The following is an 18,891-nucleotide window of genomic DNA, read 5'->3' as shown; positions in this document are numbered from 1 at the left end:
GAGCCGGCAATCCTGGGGGAAGCGTGGCTCAAGACCCTCAGAACTGAACGTCGACCATAGACACTTACTCGGAGGAGCGCATGTCAGTTAAGAAAACGGACTTGTTTCAAAACCTCGCCCGAATGGCCGCCGCAACGATGGTGGGCATGGCCGGGGCCTCATTTGCAAGTGAGGCTCCATCGCAGATCGCGATCCCATCTGGATCGCCGTTTCCAGAAAGTTTGGCAGCGACAACGGATGGAACGCTCTTCACCAGCAGCTTGACCAACGGCGGAATCGCGCGCGTAAAGCCGGGCGCCTCCGAGGCCGAAGCCTGGATCAAGCCGGGGACATTCGATACGCGATCGACGTTCGGCGTTCTTGCCGACGAGAAGTCAGGGCTTCTTTGGGTCTGTTCAAACGACGCCACCCCGCTCGGCGTCAAAGGCCCAAACACGATCGAAGGCTCGTTCGTCAAGGGATTTGACCTCAAAACCGGAGAGGGAAAAGTCAGCGCCCAACTGCCCGGAAAACCCTCGCTCTGCAACGATCTCGCGATTGGGCCGGACAGCGCGCTCTACGTCACGAATACTCTGCAGCCACAGATCCTCCGCTTGAAGAAGGAATCTTCCGAGCTCGACGTCTGGGTCCAAGACGACAAGCTGAAGGGGGGTCTTGACGGGATTGCGTTCGGACCGGACGGCGCTTTGTACGTCAACACCTTTCAAAGCGGCGAGCTCTTCCGCATTGAATTCAAATCGGGACTCGCTGGTGCCGTCACGAAGCTGGAGACCTCTCGCCCAATCAAATTTCCGGACGGTCTCAAGGCAGACAAGACCGGATTCGTGATGGTTGAAGGCGCCGGTCCACTTTCGAAGGTTACGATCGTCGGGGACCGGGCCCAAATCGAAACAATCAAGGAATTCGCTGGACCAACAGGCGTCGCGCGCGTCGGCGACAAGATTTGGGTTGCGGAAGGTCAGATTGGCTATCTCATGGATCCGTCCAAGAAGGGCCAGACGCCGACCTTCCAGCTGCGATCGATCAACGCTCCCTGACCGACACGACACCCTCGGAGCTCTACAAAGATGCAGTGGAGCCCGATTGTTTCTGTTCGGCGGCAAGTTTTGCGAATGTTGGGACCCGCTCAGGCGCAAAAACAGGCGGAGGCTTTCCATGAGCGCAGCGTTGATTGTGCATTTGACGTCGTGCGCTGAGCGCAGCTCAATGATCCGCAATCGATTTCAATTGTCTTCTTGCTGCTTGCTGGCCAGTTTAGTCGAAAGGCGGCGGACGCTGGATCGCGCAATCTGGGCAGACCCCATTGAACAAAAGCCGCGTGCGTCCGACAGGACGACCCGCGGAAACCAGAGGTGAGGGCACGACGATGAACGCACCCCAGCGGCAAGATCAACACACGGCGGCCGTTGCGAAGATCAATGTGGGGCTGCCTCAGCCTCCAGTCTTCAACAGTCTGGTCGAAGAGAGGCAGCACCGAAAGGAACGGCTGGCGGCCGGACTCAGGCTTTTTGCGAAGTTCGGATTCGACGAGGGGGTTGCGGGCCACATCACCGTGCGTGACCCGGAGTTCACGGACACGTTCTGGGTGAACGGGTTCGGGATGAGCTTCGGCCTGATCAAGGCGTCGGATCTCATTCGGGTCAATCACAAGGGCGAAGTGGTCGAGGGCAATCATCCCGTCAATGCCGCCGCCTTCGCGATTCACGCAAGCGTTCATGCGGCACGTCCGGATTCGATCGGTGCGGCGCATTCGCACTCCACGCATGGCCGGGCGTTCTCAACGCTGGCGCGGAAATTGGAGCCGATCACGCAGGATGCCTGCGCATTCTACGATGATCATGCTCTGTATGAAGATTACGGTGGCGTCGCAGTCGAAATGGACGAAGGCCAGCAAATCGCGAAGGCGTTGGGGCCGCATAAGGCGGCTATCTTGCAGAACCATGGCTTGTTGACTGTCGGACAGAGCGTGGATGAGGCGGTCTGGTGGTTCATCACGATGGAGCGGTCGTGCCAGGTTCAGCTTCTTGCCGAGGCGGCCGCGGCGCGAACCGGCCAAGCTCTCAAGGTCATTCCCGAAACATCCGCAAAACAGGCTTTCGCTATCCTTGGTTCACCCAAGGCAGGGTGGTTTCAGTTCCAGACGCTGTATTCGAAGATCGTGAAGGAACAGCCGGATCTGCTCAATTGAGGTGCTACTCGGAGGGGTCGCATGAACGTCCAGACGTCGCCTGGAAGGATCGCACACAACGCTCTTGCGGCCGATGAGCGGCTGGTCCGTGAGGACCTCGCTGCGCTGTATCACGTGTTCTCCGATCTAGGCTGGTGTGAGCACATCTACAATCACATCACGGCTCGGGTGCCGGGTCCCGATAGGCACTTTCTGATCAACTCGTTCGGCCTATCGTACAACGAAGTCACAGCGTCCAATCTCATCAAAATCGATCTCGATGGTGAGAAAGTCGTGGATGTTCCCGGTCGCGTCAACGCGCCGGCATTCACGATCCATTCTTCGATCCACGCCGCGCGCGATGACGCCCATTTCATCGCCCACACGCACACGACAGCCGGTGTGGCCGTTGCTTGCACGGATGAGGGGCTCTCGCATCACAGCTTTTACGGCGCAATGCTCTATGAGCAAATTGCGTATCACGATTTCGAGGGGATCTCGACAGATCTCGGCGAACGCGAGCGCCTCGTCAAGTCGCTCGGCACCAAGGACTACATGATCCTGAGACATCACGGTCTTCTGACGTGTGGGAGGACGGCCGCGGAGGCGCTGTTCCGCATGACGATCCTGCAACGCGCATGCGAGGTGCAACTCGCGGCTGCAACATTCGGGAAGGGCTGGCGGCCTTTGCCGGAAGAAATTCTGCGCCGTACGACGCGCCAGATGCAGAGCGAGGTCGCGAAGGGATTCGACGAAAAGACCTCCTTTGGACACGACTCGTTCGAGGCCTATCGTCGCGCACTGGACGCAAGGGGTTCGAGCTACAGGGACTAGAAGCGGCACCGGCGCGGTTCGCTGGCTGCGGCCAGTCTCTCGCGCCGCAGGATCAGACGGCGGTCATCGCGAGAGGGGCGCCGAATCTTGGCTGGTGCAAGAGAGCGAGGACAGGTCAAAGCCGGTCCCAATATATGCACAAACCCGCCGCCAGATGCGGGGACGCAGAACGGAAACGCCATTTGACGCCGAGAGCGTCTTAGTGTGGGGAAGTATCGATGTGGAAGAACAAAGTCGTTCTCGCGACGCTGATGCTTGCAATCGCGCCGGCGTCGTTTGTGCAAAAGGCGAAGGCCGAAGATCCAGTCGGGGTTACCGCAACGGAGATCAGGGTCGGCGCGACGTTCCCTTTCAGTGGTCCTGCCTCGGCTCTTGGCAGCGTAGGAAAGGCATTGATAGGCTACGTCCAGTTCATCAATGACAAGGGAGGCGTCAACGGCCGCAAGATCAAGCTGATAGCGCTTGACGATGCCTACTCACCGAGCAAATCCGTCGAACAGACCCGCAAGCTGGTGGAAAGCGAGGAGGTCGCATTTCTGTTCAGCCCGCTCGGGACCGCGAGCATTTCTGCGAACGTGAAGTACGCCAACAGCAAAAAGGTGCCGCACCTTTTCGTTGTCTCAGGCGCGAACAAATTCACCAATCAAGCCGAGTATCCTTACACCACGACCGGGCTGCCGAGCTACGATACCGAAGGCAGAGTGTATGCGAAATACATAACTGAAAAGATGCCGGGTTCGCGCGTTGCCATTCTCTATCAGAACGATGATCTCGGAAAGGATTTTGTCGGCGCTTTCCGCTCCTACATGAAGGACGATTTCGGCAAACTGGTCGTGGCGAAGTCCTACGAAGCGGCTGATCCGACCGTGGATTCTCAGGTCGTATCGCTCAAGAGCTCGGGAGCCGAAGCGTTCTTCATCGCAGGCTCACCGAAATTCACGGCGCAGGCCCTGCGTAGAAGTCGCGAAATCGGCTGGAAACCCCTGACCGTCATTGTCAATTCAACCACGTCCGTAGCGGGCACGCTTGCGGCGGCAGGCCTCGACAACGCCAAGGGGGTGGTCTCGAGCACGTTCCTGAAAGATCCCATGGATCCGGCCTGGGAGCACGATCCCAAGGTAAAAGGCTATCGTGCGCTTCTGGCCAAATACGTTCCAGGCAGTGATGTCGCGGAGACGCTTTACACTGCCGGTATCGTCCAAGGCGAAATCCTCGAGAAGATCCTCCAGCAGTGCGGCGATGACTTAACGCGCGAGAACATCATGAAGCAGGCGCTGAATTTGAGGAGTTTTTCGCCGTCGATGGCGCTCCCCGGCAGCACCATCAATACCGGCGTGAACAATAACCAGGCGTGGACCTCGCTGCAACTCGAGAGCTTCGACGGCAAGAGCTGGGTTCCTTTTGGGAAGCTCGTCAGCGCCGCGGACTAGGCGCGCCTGCCGGCAAGGGGATGGTCACTGAGGCGCCGTAGAAGCGCTGCGGAGCAGGCGCCCGCGTCACGCCTTCGGCAGGAGACGACGATCATTCACATTGAAGAGGAGATGAACTTGCGGATACTGGTCATCGGAGCCGGCGCTCTGGGCGGATATTTTGGCGCAAGGCTGCTGGCAGCAGGGCGCAACGTCACGTTCCTGGTCCGGCCCAAACGCGCGGAAGCGCTCGCCAAAAGTGGGCTGGTGGTCAAGAGCAAACTCGGCGATCTGCACCTGGTGTCGCCTCCGACCATCACAACCGACCGGCTGAATGGCTCATACGACCTTATCATCGTAAGCTGCAAAGCCTACGATCTTGACGGCGCGATCGAGTCTTTTGCTCCGGCGGTGGGCAAGAACTCCGTCATCATACCCCTGTTGAATGGAATGCGTCATCTCGACGTGTTGAACGCCAGGTTCGGCGAAAAGTACGTGTTCGGCGGCCAGTGTGCCATCTCGGCGGCGCTTTCCGCCAACGGCGAAATTTTGCACATGACGGATCTGAACACGCTGAGCTTCGGCGAACAGAGCAGGACGCGATCTGAACGTCGCCCTGAGATCGTTGGCGCCTTGTCGGGTGCCGGCTTTGACGCCGAGCTCAGCGACGACATTCTGCAGGGCATGTGGGAGAAGTGGGTGATGATCGCCACCATCGCCGGCGCGACCTGCTTGATGCGCGCCTCGATGGGGGACATCGTAGCTGCCGGCGCCTCTGACGTGGTGATCGGGCTGCTTGACGAGGCCAGCGCTATTGCGGCCAGGCAGGGGTTTGGACCACGTCCGGCCTATATCGAGCGCGTGCGTTCCATTCTCACAACGCCGGGCTCTCCGGTCATGGCATCCATGGCACGCGATATCGAGCGGGGAGCACCGACCGAGGGCGATCATATTCTTGGTGATCTTCTCGGTCGCGTCGGTGCAGGCGAGGTCCCGATCCTCCTCAGGACCGCCTATGCCCATGTGAAGTCCTATGAAGCGCGTCAGGCTCGCGAGCATCCGCGGCTGCATCCTGCAAAGTGACACGGGTAGGGGAGGTCGGCGTGGTTGATTATGGCGGCTACCAGTTCGAAATCTATCGTTCGGGCTTGCACGGCGTGCTGCCGAAGCTTCCTGTCGATTTTCGTGGACTCGAGTCACGAGCTCATGCCGCGATGCCCCCGTGGGTCGTATCCTATGTGGCTGGTGGCTGCGGAAACGAGCATACGCAGAATCTCAACGTATCCGCATTTGAACACTGGGGCCTGATCCCGCGCATGTTCGTCGGCGCTGCGCAGCGTGACATGTCGGTCGATCTCTTTGGAATGCGGCTTGCGACACCGTTATTCCTGTGCCCGATTGGCGTCATTGGCTTGTGCGCGCAGGACGGACGCGGCGATATTGCGACGGCAAGGGCCGCGCGCAAGCTTGGCGTGCCCATGCTTGCATCGACCCTGAGCAACGCGCCGCTCGAACAGGTTGCATCGGAGTTCGGCGAGACGCCGGGCTTCTTCCAGCTCTATACGCCGACCGATCGCGCGCTTGCCGAGAGTCTCGTTCATCGGGCGGAAGCTGCTGGCTTCAAGGGCATCGTTGTGACGTTGGACACGTGGGTGACCGGCTGGCGTCCTCGGGATCTCAATCAGGCCAATTTTCCCCAGCTCCGCGGGCATGCTCTCGCCAACTATTTCTCGGACCCCGTATTTCGCGCCAGTCTGGCCAAGCCGCCCGAGAACGACATTGCCGCTGCCATCATGAAGTGGGGGACGATCTTCGGTCATCCTCTGACCTGGGATGATCTTCCCTGGTTGCGCTCGTTGACGAAACTGCCCCTGATCGTGAAGGGCATTTGTCATCCCGACGACGCGCGACGTGCCATCGATGGTGGCGTCGATGGCATCTATTGTTCGAATCACGGCGGCCGTCAGGCAAATGGCGGGATCGCAGCGGTCGATCTGCTGCCCGGCATTGTCAGAGCGTCCGGAAACACGCCCGTTCTTTTTGACTCGGGAATTCGCTCAGGCACGGATGTTGTCAAGGCTCTGGCCTTCGGCGCGACGGCCGTCGGCGTTGGCCGGCCCTATGCTTACGGACTCGCGCTCGACGGCGTCGAGGGGATCGTTCACGTGCTGCGATGCATTCTGGCCGAGGCGGACTTGCTGATGGCCGTCGATGGATACCCTCGCATCGCCGATCTTCGGCCGTCGGCGCTGCTACCGGTCGCCTGATCAGCGGGCGAGGAATTTCAGGATAGCCCTGTGGGGGGCGCGCGAGATCGCCATCTGCAACAGGCTTGCATCAAACCGATGCAAGCCAACCCTCTACCGATCCCACTCAACGCAGCCCTGGAGGTCGCGCAAGCCGGGTCAGCTAGGCGGCCATTCGCAAGAGATCGATGATGTCTGCTTCGCTCTTGAACGGCCGCGGATTGGCCTGAACGAAGCGGTGATTGATCGCAATTTTGCTGATCTTCTCGAACTTGTCTTCGCCGACGCCGACGTCAGCCAGACGCGTAGGTAGTCCGAGGGCTTTGACGAAACCAGCAAAGGCGTCTCCAGCCTCCATATCGGGGCTGCCGAGGGCGGCCGCCAGGCGCTTCTGCGCATCCTCTGTAAAGGCTTTATTGTACCGAAGAAGGCTCGGCATGATGACGGGCGTGCAGTAATAGTGAGGAACATCGAAAGTGCCGCCAAGCACGTGTCCGATGCCGTGGCTTGCCCCCATCGGAACGCGTGCCTGCAGACCGAAGGCGGCGAGCCATGAGCCCTGTTGCGATTGGCGTCGCGCTTCCATGTCATTCGGTTGCTCCAAGGTGCGGAGCATACCCTCGCGCAAGAGACGGATGCCCGCCAGGACCACTTCATCCGCCAATGTCGTGCCCGTCGGCGAACACAGGGCTTCGATGCCGTGATCCATCGAGCGCGTCCCGGACCCCATCCACAGGTTCATGGGCGTATGAAGGCTCAGATCGGGATCAAGGATGACCGCCACCGGTGACATCTGGGGGTGGAAGTATATCTGCTTCAGCTTGGTGCGCTCGTCCGTGACGAGGGCGCCGGCATTGTATTCGCCGCCATTCAGCGTGGACGGCACTGCGATCTGCCGCACTGTAGGCGCGCGGAATGGAGAGAAGGGCACGCCAGGTCCCATAACGAATGGGTCGAAGCCTGCCTCATCGAAGATGTCATGTTCCATCGCCATGATGACGATCTTCGCGAGGTCGACCGCAGAGCCTCCGCCGACGGCTACCACAAGATCTGCCTGCGCCTCCTTCGCTTGACGTGCGACCTCGGCGGCCTGCTTACGGGTCGTGTGCTGCGCAATTCCGTCGAAGGTCGCCACATGCTTGTTGCCGAGCGCGCGGCGGATCTTTTCGATTTCGTCGGTCTTCGTATTCAAGGTGCGGCTGACCAAGAGGAAGACGCGATTGGCATTCAGCCGCACCGCTTCGTCATTCAAAGCCTCGGCTGCAGGCTTGCCGTATACCACACGATCGATGTCCGGAAAGTTATGTATCCCAACCTTGCGCATTTGTTTCCCCCTGGATCTTTTCTGAATGTAAGTCACTTTATTATTAATAGTTACATGGCGCAACGGTCATCTTTTCTCGCGCCGGATCGAGGCGAGTTCGTGCTGTCGGCGTGATCCTGACGGAAACCGTTCGGACGCGTGTGCGAGCGGTCGGTCAGCCCAGCCACGCTTCGAGAAAGGCCGGCTCGGCCAGAACACGTAGCGCCCACCTTTGGTTCAGTTCGCTGCCATAGCGGCCCGCTCCGCCGGCCAGGGATGGCGAGCGCAGCTCCCACCGCGACCAGAAATAACGACGATGCACTGCTCGAGCGTATCGAAGCTGCATGTCCGCATGGCCGACGAATTGTCCTGGAGACAGTATCCATAGGCGTTTGTTGAGACCGACGGCGCAACGCTCAGATAGTCCGCGCCAGCGAGGCCGGCGAAGACGATCGAGAGGAGGGTGAATAGCTTGCTCAAAGGTCGTCTCCACTTAGGCGGTCGTCTGTTCTTGCGCGCCGAGGGGCAGCGCGCTTTCGCAGCCGGTTGCATCATTCCATGGTGCGTCGCGTTGGGATCTGGTCGTCGCGGCGCTTCACGAGTTGACGAGTTCTATTCGGCAGCCATTGCCGGTCGTGCTTGGGCTTCTTCCGTCGTTTCCGCATGCGTCCCATCTGCGCTTGGCTTGATCCGAAACCACGCGGCATAAAGCGCGGGAAGGAACAGCAGAATCAGAACCGTGCCGACCGCCGTGCCGCCGATGAGCGTATAGGCCATCGATCCCCAGAAGACGGAATGCGTGAGCGGGATGAAGGCCAGCACGGCAGCAAGCGCGGTGAGGATCACGGGCCTCGTGCGTTGCACGGTGGCCTCGATGACGGCGTGATAGTCGTCAAGTCCGGCAGCAAGATTCTCCTTGATCTGTTCGGTCAGGATCAGAGTGTTGCGCATCAGGATGCCGGCCAATCCGATCAGGCCCAGGATCGCGTTGAACCCGAACGGCTGATTGAAGATCAGCAATGCCGGCACGACCCCGACGAGGCCGAGCGGTCCTGTCAGGATGACCATGGCCATCGTCGAGAAGGATCGCACCTGCAGCATGACGACGATCAGCATCGCGGCGATCATGGCGGGGAAGATCGTCGCCAATGCATCGTTGGCCTTGGTTGCTTCCTCGATCGATCCGCCCAGCTCGATTCGATAGCCGGCCGGCAGGGATGCGATCAGCGGTTGGAGGGCCGTCCTGATCTCCTTGGAGACCTCCGGGGGTTGGGTCGCCTCATTGATATCGGAGCGAATGGTGACGACCGGCGTGCGATCGCGCCGCTTCATGATCGGCTCTTCGAGCCGGATTTCCGAATGACCGACCTGGTCGAGCGGAATCGCGCGGCCGTCGCGGCTCATCAGCGAGAAATCCGCCAGACGCGCCGGATCGAGCCGCTCGCCACCGGCGCTGCGTGCCACGATCGGGACATTGCGGATGTCCTCGCGGACTTGCGTCACGGCGATGCCGGTGAGGAGGAACTGGAGCTGGCGGCCCACCTCGGCCGGCGACAGGCCGATCAGGTTCAGTCGATCCTGGTCCGGGATGAAGCGAAGCACAGGCGTGCGATCGCCCCAATCCCGATTGGCCTGCCGCGCGTCATGAACGCCACGCATGACCTCGAGAGCCTTCTGAGAGATGGCGTACAGTTGCGCGGGATCGGGACCCATCACACGAAACTCCACTGGGAACGGCGTATAGGGTCCGAACACGAGCTGAGTGACGCGCACATTAGCCTCGGATGCAAGGCCCTGCGACACGGTTTGTCGGAGCCGGTGCTTCAAAGCCTCGCGCGCCTCCGCGTCAGGCGTCAGGACGACGATCTTTGCGAAGGCCGGATCGGGCAGCTCCGGCGCCATCGCGAAGAAGAAGCGCGGCGCACCCTGACCGACATAGCTCGTGATGATCTTGGCCTCGGGTTGATCGTGCAGCCAACGCTCGAGCTTCTCGACGGTGGCCGTCGTCGTCTCGATGCTGGTGCCTTCCGGCAGACGAACCTCCACCAGCACTTCCGGGCGGTCGGAGGTCGGGAAGAACTGCTGCTTGACGCCACCCATGCCGACGATGGAAAGCGCGAAGGCCACGGCGACGATGCTGCAGGTCAGGAACTTATGGCGGACGGCGAGGGTGATGAGTCCGCGCAGGCGCTGATAGTTGGGCGTCCCGTAAATCGCCTGGTGACCGCCTTCGACCGGCTTGATCGCGGGCAGCATCTTGACGCCAAGGTACGGCGTGAAGATCACCGCGACGATCCAGGAGACGATGAGGGCGAAACCCACGACCCAGAAGATGTTCCCGGCGTATTCGCCTGCGGTCGAGCGGGCGAAGCCCACCGGCAGGAAGCCCGCGATCGTCACGAGCGTTCCGGACAGCATCGGCGCCGCGGTGTGGCTCCACGCGTAGGCCGCGGCCGAGATGCGGTCCATGCCTTCTTCCATCTTCACCACCATCACCTCGATGGCGATGATGGCGTCGTCGACGAGAAGACCGAGCGCCAGGATGAGGGCGCCGAGCGTGATGCGGTCGAAGAACCGGCCGGTCTCCAGCATGATAAGGAACACGACGGCGAGCGTCAGGGGCACGGCCGCCGCAACGACGATGCCGACACGCCAGCCGAGGCTGAGCAGGCTCACCAGCAGCACCACGCCGAGCGCCATCGCGAACTTCATCATGAATTCGTCGACCGCCGAGGTGATGTTGACGGCCTGATCGCTGACCTTGGCCAGCGTCATCCCGAGCGGCAGTGTCCGAGCGATCGCCGCGGACTTCTCCTCCAGCGCCTTGCCTAGCGCCAGACCATTCCAGCCCTCCTGCATCACCGCTGCGAGCATGATCGTGGGCTCGCCCTGGTGCCTGATGATGTAGGTGGGGGGATCCTCGTAGCCGCGGCGGACCTCGGCAATGTCGGACAGCTTCAGCGTCCGCCCGGCAGCGACGATCGGCGTGTCGGCGATCGCCTGGACGCTGTCATAAGCGCCGTCGACCCGGATGAAGACCTGCGGTCCCTTGGTGTCGATCGATCCTGCCGGTGTCACCGTGTTCTGCCGCTGCAAGGCAGCAACGATATCCGTTGCCGATACGCCGAGGGTTGCCAGCTTGGCATAGGAAAATTCGACGAAGATCTGTTCGGGACGCTCACCGAGGATATTGATCTTCTTGACGCCGGGCACGTGCAGGAGCTCCTGACGGATGGTCTCGGCTTGTCTTGCGAGCTCGCGCATCGGCATGCCCTTGGCCTTGAGCGCATAAAGCGCGAAGCTCACGTCCGAATATTCGTCGTTGACGAAGGGGCCGAGCACGCCAGAGGGCAGCTTGCGCGCTTCGTCTCCCAGCTTCTTGCGGGCCTGATAAAACTCCTCCTGCACGCTCGACGGCGGCGTGCTGTCCTTCAGCGTCACCGTCATGTAAGCATAACCGGGCCGCGTCGTCGTCTCCACCCGATCATACCAGGTCAGTTCCTGAATTCGCTTCTCCAGGGGCTCGGCGACCTGGTCCTGCATCTCGCGTGCCGTCGCGCCCGGCCAAACCGTCGTGACCGTCAAGGTCTTGATGGTGAAGGACGGATCCTCGGCCCGCCCGAGCATGAAGAAGGCGTAGGCGCCCGCAGCTGCCAGCAGGAGGATGAAGAACAGGGTGACGGCCCGCTCACGAACGGCGAGGGCGGAGAGATTGAAGCTCATCAGTTGCTCCTGTTTTCCGACGCGGTCCTGACGCGAGCGCCCTCGTGCAGAAGATGAGCGCCCAGGGAAACAATCTGGTCACCGGAGTTCGATCCGGAGATAACGGCCGTTTCGCTGGTCACACGCAGAAGCTTGACGGGCTGCAAGCGTACGGTCGAGTTCGCGCTGTCGAAGACCCAAACGCCGGTCGTTCTGCCGTCATCGAGCACGGCTCCGAGCGGCACCTGGACGTCCGGCTGATGATCCTGGCTTGCAAGCCGAATGGTGACCGTCGCGCCTAGCGGTGCCGCCGCGGCGTCACCATCGAGCACGTAGCGGGCCTCATAAGTGCGGGTCTGGGGATCGGCGGAATCCGACAACTGGCGCAGATGCGCGGTAAAGCGGCGCCCGTCGCTCCCATATAGGCTCGCCTCGGCGAGCGATCCGATCGCCGGCCGGGTCGTTTCGGGAAGCGCCACCACAGCTTCGCGAGGACCGGACTGTGCCAGCCGAACCACCGCCTGGCCGGCGGCGACGACTTGGCCGGGCTCACCCAGCGTTTGGGTGACCGTTCCGTCGGCGTCCGCCACCAGGACGGAATAGGTCGCCTGGTTCTCGGCGACCCCTGCTTCGGCTTCCGCTGCGGCAAGCTGCGCCTTGGCAGTGTCCGATGCGGCCTTCGCCTGCTCGTAGCGCTGCTTTGACGTCCATCCGTCGTTCACCAAATTGGCGTAGCGCCGCTCGTCGGCGTCGGTCTGAACGACAACCGCACGCGCAGCGACGACTGCGTTGCGCTTCGCTGCGACTGCCAGACGTAGATCGGTTTCGTCGATCCGCATCAGCGGCTGCCCGGATTTGACCTGCTCACCGACATTCACGAGTCGTTCGACGATCTTCCCTGCGACGCGAAACCCGAGATTGCTTTCCACGCGCGCGCCGACGGTCCCGGTGAAACCACGTTCAGATCCGCTGACCCGCGTGGCCGTCACCAGGCGGACCATCGGGGGCTCCTGCCTGGGGTCGCTGATCGCGGAGGCTTCATGGGAGGGAAGCGCAAGAGCAACGATGGTCGCCACCCCGGCTGGGACCAGAATACCGGCGAGCACCGCAACACCCCTTTTCATGACCGTCTCCTTCGAAATTTAGATTTCGTGTGACCTCTATATACACGTTAGATTTCGATCGCAATCTAAATTCGAGATGATCACGGGAGCGTGATCGCGAAAGCTGGGGACTTGGCTCCTGGGACGCGAAATCCGGCGGGCTGGATTGATAGATTGCAACTGACTTCTATATTGGCTATAGAGGTCGAACGAAATCCAAATGGAGACCCGCGATGCGAGTGAGTCGCACTCAGGCGGCCGAGAACCGCCAAACCGTCATCAATGTGGCCAGCCGCCTCTTCAGGGAGCGCGGCTTTGATGGCATCGGCCTCAAGGACCTGATGAAGGGGGCCGGGCTAACCCAAGGCGCCTTCTACAAGCAGTTCGCATCAAAAGAGGATCTGGCGGTGGAGGCGTCCAGGCGCGCATTGGAGAGCGCATCCGGCCGATGGTCAGACGCGGCCGCGGCACATCCTGACGATCCACTCGGCGCCGTGATTGCATTCTACCTCAGTGGCGACCATCGCGGAGAGAAGATGGATGGCTGCCCGATCGTGGCACTCGGTTCGGATGCCGCTCGACAGGGCCCCGAGGTGAAGGCGGAATTCGAAGCAGGAATCAATGCGCATCTCGACGTACTCGATCGCTTTCTCGCCGGGGCTGGCGACGAGATTTCCCGTAGCAAGGCCATGGCCATTCTCGCGACGATGGTTGGCGCGGTGACGCTATCTCGCGTCATCAACGACCCCGGTCTGGCTCAGGCCGTTCTGGATGCCGCGGCGAAACAGGTTCGAGACGCCGCTGCCGCTTGAAAGGATGGGCGGCGTGAATCTGCACGAGTCCATTCGCTGATCAAATTGGAAAGAGAACGATGTCGAAAGAAGCAACGGACAACTTCGCCGGAAAATGGGCGCTGGTCACGGGGGCGTCGAGTGGCCTCGGCGTTGAATTCGCAGATCTCCTGGCGGCGCAGAAAGTCAATCTCGTGTTGGCGGCTCGACGGCGAGAGTCGATGGAAAAGCTTGCCTCCGATCTCCGCAGCAAATACGGGGTGGATGTGCTGGTCGAGGCGATCGATCTTGCCGCGCCGGGCGCGGCCAGCCGCCTGAAAAGCAGTCTCGACGCGAGGTCGGTGGCGATCGACATCTTAGTGAACAATGCCGGATTCGGCTTGCACGGCGATTTTTTGGACACGCCGATCGAGCAGACCGCGAACATGATCCAGCTCAACATCACGACGCTCACAGAGCTGACCCATCTTTTCGGCCGCGACATGGCTCAGCGGCGATCCGGACATATCCTTCTCATCGCCAGTCTTCTGGCCTTCCAGGCCGTTCCCAGCTATGCGGCCTATGCGGCGACCAAGGCTTATGTGCTGGCCTTTGGCGAGGCTCTGCATGACGAACTCCGCCCGCATGGTGTGGTCGTTACCAGTCTCTGCCCAGGGCACACCGCGACAGGCTTTGATGCGGCAGCCGGCGCAACCACATCGGCCGTGCTGCGCCTCCTCACCATGAAGCCGCGTCCGGTCGCCGCGAGCGGAATTCGGGCACTGCTGCAACGAAAGGCTATGGTGGTCGCGGGCCTGTCGAATAAGATGGCCGCCTTTTCAAATCGTGTGACACCGCGATCAATGCAAAGGGCCACGATGAAGAGAATAATGGACGCCTGACGCCTGGAGCGGCTGCTTGTGGGCGCTTGTCGAACTAGCATCGGTTCTTGCCTCTTGGCGGGGGCCGCAATCGGCGCCTTGAACCGTCGCGAGCTGTGAAATGACCCGCGTTTCGCGCAAGCGGTCTTGAAGAGCGCCGAAGAACAGGTTCGTGAGACCGTGCACAACGCCCCGACCAGCGCAGTCGAAATCGCTTGGAAGATCAGCCAATCGCGATCAAAAAATTCCCTAAAAGAACTTAGCTATAGCGCCTAACGAAAAGCTCCGTAAGACGGAAGCTAGATTACGCATCGTTGACAGTTCTTATTTAGAACTGTATAAGCATTTGGCTTCAGCTCGGATCGCTGGGCGCAAGAACTCGTGGGGGTGAATTACTCCTTGAAAAACGAGCCGATTCAAGAATTCGCCAAAACGGGGGGAAGGTGATGATCGTCGATGAGCACACTCCAAATCGCAACCGCGAGATCGATCGCTCGCACCGAACTTCGCTAGGTTAGAGCGAGTCTGGAACGCAAATGGCGATCGACGTTCTTTTCCGGCCGTTCACTTATAAGGGGCTGAACCTGCCAAATCGCGTCGTTATGGCGCCGATGACCCGCTCGTTCTCTCCAAATGGCATTGTTACCGCAGACGTAGCGCAGTACTACCGCCGCCGGGCCGAAGGCGCCGTCGGACTTATCATTTCGGAGGGGACAGGGGTTGATCGCCCGGCTTCTTTGAACGACCCGAACGTGCCTAGGTTTCACGGCGTACAGGAACTCGCCGGCTGGCGTCGCGTCGTGGACGAAGTCCACGATGCCGGCGGACTGATGGCGCCCCAGCTTTGGCACGTCGGCGCCGTCCGCACGCGCGAAAAAAACTGGCAGCCTCCAGGCGCCTACGACAGCCCTTCGGGTCTTTCGCGACCTGAGAAGAATCTGGGCGTTCCGATGAGCGATGCGGATATAGCGGACGCCATTCGGGCTTTCGCGGATGCCGCTCTTGCCGCCAAGCGTTCGAATTTCGATGCCATCGAGCTGCATGGAGCGCACGGCTATCTGATCGACCAATTTTTCTGGAAAGGGACCAATCGCAGAGAAGATGCGTATGGCGGCAGAAATCTACCCGGGAGAGCGCGTTTCGCCGCCGATATAGTGCGCGCGGTGCGTAAATCGGTCGGCGCTGAGTTTCCGATATTGCTTCGGATCAGCCAGTGGAAGCAGCAGGACTTCGCCGCAAAGCTCGCCAGCACGCCGCGCGAATTGGAGGCGTGGTTGATGCCTCTGCGTGAAGCCGGTGTTGACATTCTCCATTGCTCGCAGCGGCGTTTCTGGGAGGCGGAATTCGAGGGCTCGGATCTGAATTTCGCCGGGTGGGCGAAAAAGGTGACTGGCTTGCCGACGATTTCGGTCGGCTCAGTGGGGCTGACGGGTGAGTTCATCGCCGCATACGGCGGAGAGAGTTCGCGGCCGGCATCCTTGGACGAATTGATCTGTCGTCTGGACCGAGAGGAATTCGATCTCGTGGCCGTTGGCCGGGCGCTACTTCAGGATCCGCAATGGCTCTTGAAGGTTCGTGACGGACGAGCCGATGAGCTGATGGCTTTCGATCGGTCTGCATTTGCAACCTTGAGCTGAACATCAAACGCGTTGATAGATCTGTAGAGCAGCCGAGGATTGGAGGAGATGCCGCCCAAGTTGCGACATCAAATCCCAAAAAAACAATGACGCAATTAGGAGGGAAAAGTGCGCGAGAAGCGGAGGGGATCGGATAGCCGTTGTCGTTGCGGAGCGTGGTCGCCCACCAAGTCGCCGAACGACAAAGGCGAGATGAGATGACGCAGGCACAGCTCGCGCAGGGTACATCGCCCCTGCTCGCGGTTCGCGACGTCAGCGTCGTGTTCGGCGGCATCATCGCGCTCAACGGCGTGTCCTTCAACATGCACAAGGGCCAGATCCTCGGATTGATCGGCCCAACGGCGCCGGCAAGACCACGCTCTTCAATTGCCTCTCGCGGCTCTATCAGCCGTCGTCCGGCGACATCCTGATGGAAGGCGTGAGCATCCTGTCGAGGCCGCCGCACCGGATCGCCGAGATCGGCATCGGCCGCACCTTCCAGAACGTGGCGCTGTTTCCGAACCTGTCGGTGATGGACAATGTCGGCGTCGGCGCCCATTCGAAGACCTCCAGCGACATCATCAGCGACTCCTTGCGGCTCGCCTGGCTCCGGCGCAGTGAGACCGACGTCAACAAGAAGGTGCACGAGATCCTCGCCTATCTCGACCTCGAGGACGTCGCGCACACCATCGTCTCCGGCCTGCCCTTCGGCACGCAGAAGCGGGTCGAGCTGGCGCGTGCGCTGGCGGCCGACCCGAAGATCCTGCTGCTCGACGAGCCGGCCGGCGGCCTCAATCATGAGGAAGTCTATGTGCTGGGCGACCTCATCCGCCGGATCCGCGATGAGCGCCACATGACCGTGCTGCTGGTCGAGCACCATATGGGCCTCGTGATGTCGATTGCCGACCATGTCGTCGCGCTCAATTTCGGCAAGAAGCTCGCGGAAGGCACCCCCGCCCAGGTGCAGGCGGACCCCGACGTCATCAAGGCCTATCTCGGGAGCAAGAACCAATGACGACACTGCTCAACGTCAAGGATCTGCGCGCCTATTACGGGCAGGTCCAGGCGCTCCATGGCCTGTCCTTCTCGCTCAACGAGGGATCGCTGACGACGCTGCTCGGGGCCAACGGCGCCGGCAAGACCACGACGCTGCGCGCGATCTGCAACATGGTGCGCTCGACCGGCGCGATCGAGTTCGACGGCAAGCCGCTGAACAACCGCTCGACCGAGAACATCGTGCGGTTCGGCATCGCCCATGTACCGCAGGGCCGCGGCACCTTCACTAACATGACGGTGGAGGAGAACCTCCAGCTCGGGGCGATCACCCGCAAGGACAGCGCCGGCATCGTCTCGGACATCGAGCGCATGTATGCGCATTTCCCGGTGCTGAAGCAGCGCCACAACCAGCAGGCCGGCACGCTCTCCGGCGGCGAGCAGCAGATGCTCGCGGTCGCCCGCGCCCTGATGCTGCGGCCGCGGCTGATGCTGCTGGACGAGCCCTCCTTCGGCCTTGCGCCCCTGGTGGTGCGCGACCTGTTCGGCATCCTCGGCAAGATCAACCGCGAGGACAAGGTGTCGATCCTGGTGGTCGAACAGAATGCCCAGCTCGCGCTCGAACTCGCCGACCAGGCTTATGTGATCGAGACCGGCCGCATCGTGATGTCGGGCAACGCCAAGGACATCGCGAACAACGAAGACATCCGCAAATCCTATCTGGGTTACTGAGGGAGCGGATGATGGCAAGGAATTATCCGCGCTCTCCGTACACCTCTCCCCGCAGGGGAGAGGTCGATTTGCGCAGCAAATCGGGTGAGGGGCCGCAGCTCCGACGAGAGACCGTAACCCCTCACCCGCGCCGGAGCCTGTCATCGGGCGCGCCTTCGGCGCGACCCGTTGGGCGCGACCTCTCCCTAAGGGAGAGGTGGACCTCCAACGCCTGCAGTTCAACCCCAATCGGGCAAGTTTTAGGGAGCCGGGACAATGGAGCTGTTCACCAACCAGGTCCTGGCTGGCATCGCCACGGGCGCGATCTATGCCTGCATGGCGCTCGCCGTGGTCATGATCTACCAGGCGATCGACCATCTCAATTTCGCGCAGGGCGAGATGGCGATGTTCGCGACCTTCGTCTCCTGGCAGTTGATGCAGTGGGGCGTGCCCTATTGGGCCGCCTTCGTCATCACGCTGGTCTTCGCCTTCGCCGGCGGCATTGTGATCGAGCGGGTCCTGTTCAAGCCGCTCGCCAAGGCTCCGATCCTGACCAACGTCGCCGGCTTCATCGCACTGTTCGCGATCATCAACTCGTGTGCCGGCCTGATCTGGGACTTCACCATCAAGCAATATCCGACCCCGTTCGGCTCCGCGCCGTTCCTGGGCAGCCAGCTCATCTCGACCCACCAGGCCGGCATGATCGGCGTCACCCTCCTGCTGCTGATCGGGCTGTTCTTCTTCTTCCAGTACACTCGGATCGGCCTCGCGATGCGGGCGGCGGCGGCGCTGCCGGAATCGGCCCGCCTCGTCGGCATCAACACATCCTGGATGATTGCGCTCGGCTGGGGCATGGCGTCCGCCATCGGCGCCATCGCCGGCATGCTGATCGCTCCAGTCGTGTTCCTGGAGCCCAACATGATGGGAGGCGTGCTGATCTACGGCTTCGCCGCCGCGGTGCTCGGCGGGCTGACCAGCCCGTTCGGCGCCGTGGTCGGCGGCTTCCTGATGGGCATCTTCGAGAACCTCGCCGGCACCTTCATCCCCGGCGTCGGCAATGAACTGAAGCTCCCGATCGCGCTCGCGCTGATCATTTCCGTCCTGGTCGTCAAACCCGCTGGCCTGTTCGGCCGGCCCATCGTCAAGCGAGTTTGAT

At 61.2% G+C, this 18,891-nt stretch carries 15 protein-coding genes and 1 pseudogene; 12 read left to right on the top strand and 4 right to left on the bottom strand.

What is annotated here, in order from left to right; translation table 11 throughout:
* Nucleotides 1-80: 80 nt before the first annotated feature.
* The 6 genes from ACSKB8_RS16940 (at nucleotide 81) to ACSKB8_RS16915 (ending at nucleotide 6,677) form a co-directional block, all read left to right on the top strand.
* Nucleotides 81-1,037 (top strand): SMP-30/gluconolactonase/LRE family protein, encoded by a 957-nt coding sequence (locus tag ACSKB8_RS16940; RefSeq protein ID WP_438105345.1) that lies wholly within the window; start codon nucleotides 81-83, stop codon nucleotides 1,035-1,037.
* A gap of 329 nt (nucleotides 1,038-1,366) precedes the next feature.
* Nucleotides 1,367-2,188 (top strand): class II aldolase/adducin family protein, encoded by an 822-nt coding sequence (locus ACSKB8_RS16935; protein ID WP_438105344.1) that lies wholly within the window; start codon nucleotides 1,367-1,369, stop codon nucleotides 2,186-2,188.
* A gap of 21 nt (nucleotides 2,189-2,209) precedes the next feature.
* A complete protein-coding gene (locus tag ACSKB8_RS16930) occupies nucleotides 2,210-3,001 on the top strand; it encodes a class II aldolase/adducin family protein (protein ID WP_438105343.1) in 792 nt (263 codons plus the stop codon).
* Between the two features lie 218 nt (nucleotides 3,002-3,219).
* The gene (locus ACSKB8_RS16925; RefSeq protein ID WP_438105342.1) at nucleotides 3,220-4,431 is read left to right on the top strand and encodes an ABC transporter substrate-binding protein; all 1,212 of its coding nucleotides are present in this window, start codon (nucleotides 3,220-3,222) and stop codon (nucleotides 4,429-4,431) included.
* A gap of 117 nt (nucleotides 4,432-4,548) precedes the next feature.
* On the top strand, nucleotides 4,549-5,493 hold the full coding sequence (locus ACSKB8_RS16920) for a ketopantoate reductase family protein (protein ID WP_438105341.1): 945 nt from the start codon (nucleotides 4,549-4,551) through the stop codon (nucleotides 5,491-5,493).
* 20 nt (nucleotides 5,494-5,513) lie between these two features.
* On the top strand, nucleotides 5,514-6,677 hold the full coding sequence (locus ACSKB8_RS16915) for a lactate 2-monooxygenase (protein ID WP_438105340.1): 1,164 nt from the start codon (nucleotides 5,514-5,516) through the stop codon (nucleotides 6,675-6,677).
* A 142-nt stretch (nucleotides 6,678-6,819) separates the two neighbouring features.
* On the opposite strand, the gene ACSKB8_RS16910 is transcribed toward ACSKB8_RS16915, so the two are convergent.
* The 4 genes from ACSKB8_RS16910 to ACSKB8_RS16895 all read right to left on the bottom strand — a co-directional run bounded on the left by ACSKB8_RS16910 (nucleotide 6,820) and on the right by ACSKB8_RS16895 (nucleotide 12,785).
* Nucleotides 6,820-7,980 carry an iron-containing alcohol dehydrogenase gene (locus ACSKB8_RS16910; RefSeq protein ID WP_438105339.1) on the bottom strand — a complete coding sequence of 387 codons (1,161 nt, stop codon included), beginning with the start codon at nucleotides 7,978-7,980 and terminating at the stop codon, nucleotides 6,820-6,822.
* A gap of 216 nt (nucleotides 7,981-8,196) precedes the next feature.
* Nucleotides 8,197-8,511, bottom strand: coding sequence for a DUF3551 domain-containing protein (locus ACSKB8_RS16905; RefSeq protein ID WP_438105338.1), 315 nt, complete (start codon nucleotides 8,509-8,511; stop codon nucleotides 8,197-8,199).
* A 60-nt stretch (nucleotides 8,512-8,571) separates the two neighbouring features.
* A complete protein-coding gene (locus tag ACSKB8_RS16900) occupies nucleotides 8,572-11,682 on the bottom strand; it encodes an efflux RND transporter permease subunit (protein WP_438105337.1) in 3,111 nt (1,036 codons plus the stop codon).
* The gene (locus ACSKB8_RS16895; RefSeq protein WP_438105336.1) at nucleotides 11,682-12,785 is read right to left on the bottom strand and encodes an efflux RND transporter periplasmic adaptor subunit; all 1,104 of its coding nucleotides are present in this window, start codon (nucleotides 12,783-12,785) and stop codon (nucleotides 11,682-11,684) included. The genes ACSKB8_RS16900 and ACSKB8_RS16895 overlap by 1 nt, the downstream gene beginning before the upstream one ends.
* A 212-nt stretch (nucleotides 12,786-12,997) precedes the next feature.
* Here ACSKB8_RS16895 and ACSKB8_RS16890 point away from each other — a divergent pair, with 212 nt between their 5' ends.
* From ACSKB8_RS16890 to ACSKB8_RS16865, 6 genes and pseudogenes are all read left to right on the top strand, one after another.
* Nucleotides 12,998-13,576, top strand: a complete 579-nt coding sequence (locus ACSKB8_RS16890) for a TetR/AcrR family transcriptional regulator (protein ID WP_438105335.1) — start codon at nucleotides 12,998-13,000, stop codon at nucleotides 13,574-13,576.
* 59 nt (nucleotides 13,577-13,635) lie between these two features.
* A complete protein-coding gene (locus ACSKB8_RS16885) occupies nucleotides 13,636-14,436 on the top strand; it encodes an SDR family NAD(P)-dependent oxidoreductase (protein ID WP_438105334.1) in 801 nt (266 codons plus the stop codon).
* Between the two features lie 515 nt (nucleotides 14,437-14,951).
* Nucleotides 14,952-16,052 (top strand): NADH:flavin oxidoreductase, encoded by a 1,101-nt coding sequence (locus ACSKB8_RS16880; RefSeq protein WP_438105333.1) that lies wholly within the window; start codon nucleotides 14,952-14,954, stop codon nucleotides 16,050-16,052.
* A 197-nt stretch (nucleotides 16,053-16,249) separates the two neighbouring features.
* A pseudogene (locus ACSKB8_RS16875) lies at nucleotides 16,250-17,046 on the top strand (ABC transporter ATP-binding protein).
* On the top strand, nucleotides 17,043-17,756 hold the full coding sequence (locus ACSKB8_RS16870) for an ABC transporter ATP-binding protein (protein ID WP_438105332.1): 714 nt from the start codon (nucleotides 17,043-17,045) through the stop codon (nucleotides 17,754-17,756). Before ACSKB8_RS16875 ends, ACSKB8_RS16870 begins: the two are co-directional and overlap by 4 nt.
* A 255-nt stretch (nucleotides 17,757-18,011) precedes the next feature.
* The gene (locus ACSKB8_RS16865) at nucleotides 18,012-18,890 is read left to right on the top strand and encodes a branched-chain amino acid ABC transporter permease (protein WP_438105331.1); all 879 of its coding nucleotides are present in this window, start codon (nucleotides 18,012-18,014) and stop codon (nucleotides 18,888-18,890) included.
* Nucleotide 18,891: the final 1 nt, after the last annotated feature.

It is taken from the genome of Bradyrhizobium sp. BR 1432 (assembly GCF_051547705.1).
GTDB classification, from domain to species: Bacteria; Pseudomonadota; Alphaproteobacteria; order Rhizobiales; family Xanthobacteraceae; genus Bradyrhizobium; species Bradyrhizobium zhanjiangense.
Note: the sequence above shows the minus strand (reverse complement) of the source record. Positions and strands in the feature narration are given on the sequence as shown.